This window comes from Microcoleus sp. D3_18a_C4 (assembly GCF_036702415.1).
In the GTDB taxonomy this organism is placed as follows: Bacteria; Cyanobacteriota; Cyanobacteriia; order Cyanobacteriales; family Microcoleaceae; genus Microcoleus.
In genome coordinates this window covers 1-5,711 of the sequence record NZ_JAUBTI010000189.1, presented here as the reverse complement: position 1 = coordinate 5,711, position 5,711 = coordinate 1, and the positions used below count along the sequence as shown (strand labels likewise).

3 protein-coding genes are annotated in these 5,711 nt (G+C 43.9%); all 3 read left to right on the top strand.

The window, feature by feature from the left end:
• Window positions 1-758: 758 nt before the first annotated feature.
• Window positions 759-3,689: an ATP-binding protein gene (locus tag QUB16_RS32770; protein ID WP_333322532.1), complete on the top strand. Its 2,931-nt coding sequence runs from the start codon at window positions 759-761 to the stop codon at window positions 3,687-3,689.
• A 5-nt stretch (window positions 3,690-3,694) separates the two neighbouring features.
• Window positions 3,695-4,066 carry a response regulator gene (locus QUB16_RS32765; protein ID WP_333322531.1) on the top strand — a complete coding sequence of 124 codons (372 nt, stop codon included), beginning with the start codon at window positions 3,695-3,697 and terminating at the stop codon, window positions 4,064-4,066.
• Window positions 4,067-4,149: 83 nt separating this feature from the next.
• Window positions 4,150-5,520, top strand: coding sequence for an ATP-binding protein (locus QUB16_RS32760; RefSeq protein WP_333322530.1), 1,371 nt, complete (start codon window positions 4,150-4,152; stop codon window positions 5,518-5,520).
• Window positions 5,521-5,711 lie beyond the last annotated feature (191 nt).

The following is a 5,711-nucleotide window of genomic DNA, read 5'->3' as shown; positions in this document are numbered from 1 at the left end:
AGCGTCCCCGCTCGCGTATTGTACAATACGCGAGCGGGGACGCTCGCACTGTAAATGCAAAACTGAGATGCTCCCGCGCGATCGCCCCCTCACCCATCACTTTAAGCACTCCGGGGCACTGACAAGTGGACATTCGCGACTAACAACCAAACTCAATCCAGCACGAATAACGTACACACATGAGTGTGCTATTCGTTGGAAAATTGAGCAATTTTCTAGGGAAATCAAGTAAGTAACCGAGAGAGAATATTGGCAGTGCCGTCAAGCTAACCTTCAACTAAATCATATTGCTTGCGCTTAAATTGTGTGGGTTAGGCGCTCAAAAATTGAGCTGATAAAACAGGTAAAATAATATATCAAATTAAACACGGGCTGCGATTAAATTATTTAATTGAGAAACTCAAAATTCCCGATGTTCTGATGTTTATTGTCTAATTTTAGGGTGCTGGTACCCGGATCTGTGGCAGTTGCTTAAGTCCTGCCCAATTTCTATGTAATGCCTGAAGGCCTTAAACACCCAACGACGTTGCCGAAGCCTCAACGGCATGGCTAAAAGAACGCGAAATTAGCCAAAGTCAGAAGTCAGAAATAAAATGTAATATTGAAGATGGATTGAGATAGATTTTCATGGTTGACTGGGAAAGGCAGCTTTGCCAAAATTTAAGACTCGCAAAAATGCTTAACGGAAAAAGTTAAAAGCTATAAAGCTGAACATCACGGTGGCGACAGCAAAATCCCCACAATAATAGATAAAACTGATGGCGACAGACATCCGACACCAGCCGGAAAACGGCTACCACTCAGAACCAACTCAGCCTTACCCAAGAGACAATCTCAAGAGACGATCGCTCATGCGCCTACCCCGAAGCCTGAGTGCCGTCGAAACATCGGGCTTTGGCCTCACCGGTCACGCCAATTGGTTTACCATTGCCACAGCGATCCAAGCAGCGATTGGGCCTAGCGCCATCTTCGTCTGGTTGCCCGGTATCCTCATGGGCATAATGCTCAATCTACAGGTAAAACGCATCGGCGAGTATTTCCCAGACATGGCTGGGGGAACGCCCAACTATACCGCCCGAATGCTGAAAAATTATCCGGGCCTGGGAAGTTATGCGGCGATCGGCTACTTTTTAAGCTGGGTATCAACACTGCCAATTTCTGCGATCGTGCTGACCCAGCTAATCAAAGTCAACCTCAATAGTTTAGGTTTTAGCTGTCCTGAAACTTTACTAAATATTACCTTCACGCTCCTACCCTTCATTTTGACATTCAGCGGTACTCGCGCCTTAAGTATTCTCCACGCCTTTTTTGTGTTGCCGACAGTGGGCGTATTATCCGTTTTTTCCATTCATGGTCTAATCTGGTTAGCTTTTTCCCCAAACAGTCCCGGCTTTTTCCCCACCATTTGGCCGGAATTCACCTTTATTGACTGGGCTAAGTGGTTTTACTTTGCTACATACATCTTCTACTGCTGTGACTCCGCCGCCAGTTTCGTAGCGGATAGTCGCAACCCTACTAAAACGTTGCAGTTTCTCAAAATTTCCGCACTGGGGATGCTGCCTGTTATTTTGGGAGGTTCCTGGGTACTGATGCGCTTGGCTACCGCTCCCGATCTGAAAGATGACGTATTCTTGAATGTATTAGCTGCCTGTCAGGTATTATGGGGGCCCTGGGTTCCCACCCTTGTCACCTTTCTAGTAGTCGCAAGCTGTCTTCTGAGTTGCGCGACAATTGTTTCCAACTGCCCCCGGATGCTGTACCAACTTGCCGTAGATGGGCATATTTCGCCAACATTCGCAGTTGTATCCCGACGGGGTGTATTTGGATTCGCGCTTGCCTTGGTTTTAGTTCTGAGTTTAATCTGTCTAGCTTGGGGAAATGTGCCTCGGCTTGTGGCGATTACTAATGTTGGCTTGGTTGTCTGCCTGATGATGTTCCATCTCTCACTATGGCTGCGGCGGGATAAGCCAGAAGTTCGGTGGCCTGGGTGGTCGCTGGGCTTTTTCGTAGTAGATGCGGTGGTTCTAGTAGTCGGAGGCTTGGCTTGGGGTTGGCAAGACTTTATCATTGGGTTGTTTTTTCCCCTTGCCGTTTTAGCAGTGGATGCAGGGATGAGTCGCATTGCTTTTGCACCTTTCCATCCCTCGTGGTGGATTCGGCGTTATCGCAACAGCAGCCAGGGCAAGATCCCAGATTTTGTAGCGTCTCAGGTTGTAGTTTTAATCTTACTGATCGTTAGCGCCGTGGCGATCGGCTGGATTTTTGGCTTCAAATTATATGCTAACTCTAGTGTTGGCTTGAATTTATTGGTAGTGCTACTCGTGACAGTTGCTTTTATTGGGGTGGCAGTTGCCTGCTGGACGAGTTTACCCCAAGTGTTCTCAATGGATGAAGCAAGAGAGGGAGCAGAACAGCTCTTTACCATTGCCCTGGACGCTATTGTAGTGCTGGATGAAAATGGTGTAATTCGTCAGACTAATCCGGCTGCTGAAAGCATCTTCGGAATAGACGCAACTAGGCTAATTGGGTCTTACCTGAACAAATTACTACCCGGATTAGCGGCTCAGCCAGAGCAGTGGCTCAGTCGTAGCGAACAAAACCTCAACTTACCCAATGGAGACTCGCGCATTCTGGAAGTTGCCATCTCCGATCGATTTTCCCAAGACGCTTCTGTTTCCAATCAGGATCTGCAAGAATATGTGGCGATCGTCCGCGATATCACCGATCGCAAGCAAGCCCAGGAAGCCCTGCAAAAAGCTAATGAGGAACTAGAAATCAAAGTCGAGGAGCGTACATCTGAACTCACCCATAGTGTGGAACAATTGCAGAATGAAATTGAAGAGCGCCAGCGGATCGAAGAAAATCTCAGGGCCATGCAAAATCAGATTATCGTGCAAGAAAAACTCGCTTCTCTGGGCAGTTTAACAGCAGGGATTGCCCACGAAATCAGGAACCCCTTAAACTTTGTAAACAATTTTTCAGAAGTTTCTGCTGAATTAACCGAAGAAATTTTACAAGAAATTGAAAATCAAACTGAACGGTTAGAACCAGAAACAAGTGAGTATATTGCTGAGCTATTAACCGATCTAAAAGCCAATCTCCAAAAAATCAATCAACACGGTCAAAGAGCCGACAGAATCGTCGGCAATATGCTTTTGCATTCTCGCGGAGAAAGTGGTCATTGGGAAGCCACAGATATAAATAGTTTATTAGAAGAATATGTCAATCTAGCCTATCACGGGATGCGAGCCAAGGAGGCTTCTTTTAAGATTATCATAAAAAGTGGCTACGATAATGATATTGGCAAAGTAGAAGTCGTGCCACAAGACATTTCCAGGGTTTTTCTTAACATTATTAACAATGCTTGCTATGCAGCCCATCAAAAGAAACAAGAAATGGGAGAAGACTTTTCCCCCCAGCTTGATGTCAGAACTCGCAATCTTGGCTCGGCGGTTGAAATTCGCATTCGCGATAACGGGCCGGGTATGACGCCCGATGTACTCGATAAAATTTTCAATCCCTTTTTTACTACAAAGCCTGCTGGGGAAGGGACTGGTCTAGGTCTATCTATGAGTCACGATATTATCGTCCAGCAGCATCGCGGAGAACTAAAAGTAGAAACAGAAGTAGGAAGTTACACCGAATTTATAATTACATTGCAAAAAAAGATAGCCGGAGTTAAGGAGTAAAAACAATGAAAGTAATGGTTGTAGACGACGAAGAAGATATTCAGTCATTGTTCAAACAAAAATTTAGAAAAGAAATCAAAGCAGGGCAAATTCAATTTTATTTTGCCTTGTCAGCCGAGATTGCATTACAATATTTAGACAACCCCAAACAACCCTCTATTATCTTGATTTTGTCGGATATTAATATGCCCGGAATGACGGGGCTAGAACTGCTCCGAATTACCAAAGAAAAGTTTCCCGATCTAAAATTTTTTATGATAACCGCTTATGGAGATGAGACAAATTACCAAGTCGCCATAGAGTATGGAGCTGATGACTATATTACTAAACCTGTTAATTTTGATTTCCTGAAAAATAAAATTATCAATTTGGAGTAAATTCAGGCAACATAATTGCTAATTGCTACTTTTATCATCCTCATCTCTTATTTATTCCTTCTACTAGCAACTGAGAGCCTAATATGCCTGCCAAAATACTTTTTGTGGATGACGAGCCCGATTTAGAATCTTTAATTTGCCAGAAATTTAGAAAAAAGATACGCGCAGGAGAATACCAAGTTTTTTTTGCACATAATGGCGTAGAAGCGCTTTCAAAGTTGCGAGAGGAGCCGGATATAGATATTGTACTGACAGATATTAATATGCCAGTCATGGATGGCATGGCTTTGCTAGCGAAACTTAACGAGCTAGTTACTATGGTCAAAACAGTAGTTATATCTGCTTATGGCGACTTGGGAAATATTAGAAAGGCAATGAATGGTGGGGCTTTTGATTTTTTAACTAAGCCTATAGATTTTCAGGATTTAGAAATTACTATTAACAAAACTTTGCAGCACGTGCAAGAACTAAAAGAAAACGAACGCTTGCGCCAAGAAAGAGAGGACAAATTGCGGCAATCAGAAGTGCGAGAGCGAGAAAAAGCTATCCAACTAGAACTCGCAATGCAAAATTTACAGCGCACCCAAGCTCAGCTTATTCAGACTGAGAAAATGTCTAGCTTAGGACAGTTAGTTGCTGGTGTGGCCCACGAAATTAATAATCCCGTTAATTTTATCTATGGCAATTTAACTTATGTCAATGAGTATACTCAGCATTTATTGGGTTTAATCAACCTTTACGAGCAGCACGATGCTCACAATCACCCTGAAATCCAAGCTTTAATTAAGAACATAGAGCTAGAATTTATCAGAGAAGATCTGCCTAAAATGCTATCTTCGATGAAAGTAGGGGCTGAACGTATCCGTCAGATTGTGCTGACGTTGCGGAACTTCTCGCGCCTTGACGAAGCTGAGATGAAACCCGTTAATATTCACGATGGCATCGACAGCAGTATAGTCATTTTGCAGAGTCGGCTCAAGCCTAAGCCTGATTGTCCACCTATTCAAATTATTCAAGAATACGGAGATTTGCCAAAAATAGAATGTTATGTCGGTCAGTTGAATCAGGTATTTATGAATTTGCTGAGCAATGCAATTGATGCCTTGAATCAGTATGATAAAAAACGCAGGCCGGAGCAAATTAAAAACGACCCAAGTACGATTACGATTCGTACTTCTATGCTGAATCACGATTGGGTAAGAATCAGTGTTAAAGACAATGGGCTGGGGATAACAAGCGAGGTAAGGTCGAATCTATTTAGTCCTTTCTTCACAACTAAACCTGTGGGTCAAGGTACTGGTTTGGGATTATCTATTAGCTATGAGATTGTGGTGGAAAAGCACGGCGGAGATTTGAAGTGTTTATCACAGCCAGAGCGGGGTGCAGAATTTGTGATTGAGATTCCCATTAGGCAGAGCGAGCGGGTAGAGATGAAGGCGAGTGAAGGGGAATAAAATTGGCGAAAAGAAGGCGAAATCAGTAAAAGTCAAGCTTATTCCTTGTGCGAATTGATGGGGGAAATTTACACCTTTGGTAGTGGCAGCCCAATACGGTTTAGTTAAGCCCGATCGGGAGCATCTCAGTTTTGCATTTACAGTGCGAGCGTCCCCGCTCGCGTATTGTACAATACGCGAGCGGGGACGCT

Excerpts from the sequence above, each read along its gene's own strand:
- QUB16_RS32765 (WP_333322531.1), top strand. The coding sequence starts at position 3,695 with ATGAAAGTAATGGTTGTAGACGACGAAGAAGATATTCAGTCATTGTTC.
- QUB16_RS32770 (WP_333322532.1), top strand. The coding sequence starts at position 759 with ATGGCGACAGACATCCGACACCAGCCGGAAAACGGCTACCACTCAGAA.
- QUB16_RS32760 (WP_333322530.1), top strand. The coding sequence starts at position 4,150 with ATGCCTGCCAAAATACTTTTTGTGGATGACGAGCCCGATTTAGAATCT.